Source organism: Synechococcus sp. BA-120 BA3 (assembly GCF_034931285.1).
Classification (GTDB): Bacteria; Cyanobacteriota; Cyanobacteriia; order PCC-6307; family Cyanobiaceae; genus Cyanobium.
Genome location: NZ_JAYGHZ010000118.1, coordinates 1 through 2,868, shown reverse-complemented (window position 1 = coordinate 2,868; position 2,868 = coordinate 1). Strand labels below are relative to the sequence as shown.

The window sequence follows — 2,868 nt, the reverse complement described above, 5'->3', positions numbered from 1 at the left end:
GGTCAGCGCCGCCTTCGGGCTGGGGGGCGGGAGCCTCCAGGGGGCCGACGTCCACCGGAGGGGCCGACGGTGGTTCGGCGGGAGCGGGCCGCTCGAGCTGGCTCGGCGGGCCTGGAAGACGGATCGGGCCATCCTGCAGCGGCGGGGCCACCAGCTGGGCGAGAAGGAGGTGCATGCAGGGTGGACCGAGTTCCCGCTCAGAAAGACAGGCTGGTAGCTTGCTGATGGATCGATGAGATCAGGCTAAATAACACCTGATTCGCGCTGAAGCGCGTGACACCAGTGACTCTGCAAGTGGTTCTGCCATCGGCGCCTTGGGAACTTACTCGCCACGGCGGGGAGCGGGTCCAACCTTGAGTAACAACGACTACTTTTTCGCCGGTAAGTTGGGCCGAGCCGGCTCGTTTTGTCCGGCATGGCTGACACAACAGCGACGTCGTTTTGCGCCGCTGGGGCTCACGGTTCTCCTGGGCCTGCTGGCCTCCCCGGCCGCCGCCGGTGAGATCACCGCCACCGGCGGGGCCCTTGGGCTCGGCAGTGTGGTGAATGGCCAACTCGGCGGCAGCTGCTTCAGCGGTGCCTGTGCCATCCGGGGCGGCACCTCGGCCGGGGCCAACCTCTTTCACCGCTTCTCCGCCTTCGACACCCGCGGCGGCATCACGGGCGTCACGCTGGATGTGGCTGGGCACCGCAACGTGATGGTGGGGGTCACCCACCCCCTGGGCAGCTTCATCGACAAGTCCGTCACCCTGAGCCAACCGGCCAACCTGGTCTGGCTCTCACCGGGGGGTCTGCGGCTCAGTGGAGGGGGCACCTTCAGCAATGTCCAGCAGCTGAACCTGACCACCGCCACCAGCCTGCGGGTGGGCGAGGGGCGCTTCGACGTGCTCGGCACCACGGCCGCCGGGGCCGCCTCTCTGGCGGGCCTCCCGGCCCTGGGAGCGGCCGGCCTCGCCACCGATCCGGCCACCCTGGCCCAGCTGGGCCTCTCCGCCCAGGGGGATCTGGCCATCGACGGCGGCCTGCTCACCGTCGATGGGGGCCTGCTGCTGGATGCCCAGGGCGGCCATGTGCTCCTGGGCGGAGCCCGGCTGCAGGCACCCGGGGGCAGCGTGGCCCTGCAGGGGCAGGGGGTGTCGCTCCAGGACAGCACGGTGGACGTGTCCGGCCCCGCCGGCGGCAGCATCCGGCTGTCCGGGGAGCGGGTCTCCATGGCCGACTCCAGCCTGCGGGCCGATGCCAGCGGCGCCGGCCGGGGCGGGAGCATCGAGATCCTGGGCCGCCAGCGGGCCGAGATCCAAGGCCTCATCAGCGCCCGGGGCGGTCCCCAGGGTGGCGATGGCGGCTTCGTCGAAACTTCGGCCAGCAGCCTGGCGCTCTCCACCGCCCCGGATCTGTCGGCGGCGCGGGGGCGGGGCGGTACCTGGCTGATCGATCCCCGCGACATCGCCATCGTTCCCGCCGGATCCGGCGGCGGCTCCCCTCCCGGCGGGTCCGGCGGGGGAGTGCCGGGCTCAGCCTCGCTGATCGACGTGGGGCTGATCAACACCGCCCTCAATGGCGGCCAGACGGTGATCGTGGACACGACCGATCCCGCCGGGACCCAGTCGGGGACCATCTCCCTTCTCGCCCCGGTCGAGAAGACGGCCGGGGCGAACGCCACCCTGGAGCTGCGGGCCGATGGCGACATCCTGATCAACGTTCCAGGTGTGGATCCCGCGGCCTTCTCGAACACCTCCGCGACCGGCCGGCTGGATGTCAATCTCTGGTATCAGAAAAGTGCCGATCCTTCCCTGCCCGTGGGAGCGATCAGCTGGCAGAAGGGCGCGGTGGACATCAACACCGGAACCCTGCGCACCTTCCAGGGGGCCTCGCGGATCGACGGCAATATCGAGCTGACGGGAGCCTTCGAGCCGTTCATGCTGCGTTCGGGCACCGTGCGCACCGGAGAATTCAGCTGGAGCCCCACAAGTTTCGGGGCTATTCAGCTATCGCTGCTGAATGATTCCAGGCCGGCGGTTCTGGATGTCTCCAGGCGTTACGTCCAGGGGCCAGGCCGCAACATCACGGCCTTCTCGACGTCGCTGCTGCAGATCGGCCCATCGGCCCAGAGCAGCCTCATCGACCGCGGCACCGTCACCGATTTCACCCCTGTCAAGACCACCCGGATCAATGTCGCCACCGGGGCGACCCTGGCGCTCAACCAGGCCACGGTGAATGGTCCGAATCTGGCGGTGGAGAGCGGGGCCCAGCTCCAGCTGACGGGGGCCAACCGGCTGGCGGCCCTCGCTAACGCCGGATCGATCCTGATCGCTCCCGGCTCGACGCTCGACCTGCAGAGCGCGTCCGTCGCCCCCGGGGCGTCGATCGTCCTGCAGGGCAATGATTCAGCGCGGCTGCTGGTGAACGGCCCCACCTTCCGGAACGAAGGAACGATCCAGGGATCCGGCCTGATCGAGGTGGGCTCCGGTCTGGGCACGTTCACCAACGGAACCTCCCTGCTGCCGGGGGCACCGGTGGCGTCGCTCGATCCGGTCGGATCGCTGCAGCTGCGCGCCCGCAGCCTCACGCTGGAGCCCAACAGCCGGCTCCTGTTCGATCTCTCCACCGCCGACCAGCTCTCCGTCTTCGGTGACACCCTCCTCGGCGGGGGGCTGGAGGTGGTGTCGCCGCCGCTCGTGGGGGTCATCACCCCCTTCGACCTGATCCGGGCCCGCAGCATCACCGGCGCCTTCGACCCCGGCCAGATCGTCCTGCCGATCGGCTTCACCCTTGAGGGTGTCGCCATGACCGGCGATCCGCTGCTGCCGGTCAGCTTCGGCGGCAACCTGGCGGCAACGCCGGCCCCACCCCCCGCCCCGCCCGATC

General features: G+C 69.9%; 1 pseudogene. It reads left to right on the top strand.

Features of this window, described 5'->3' with window-relative positions:
* Window positions 1-353 precede the first annotated feature (353 nt).
* Window positions 354-2,868: pseudogene (locus VB737_RS06165) on the top strand (hypothetical protein); the annotation flags it as partial.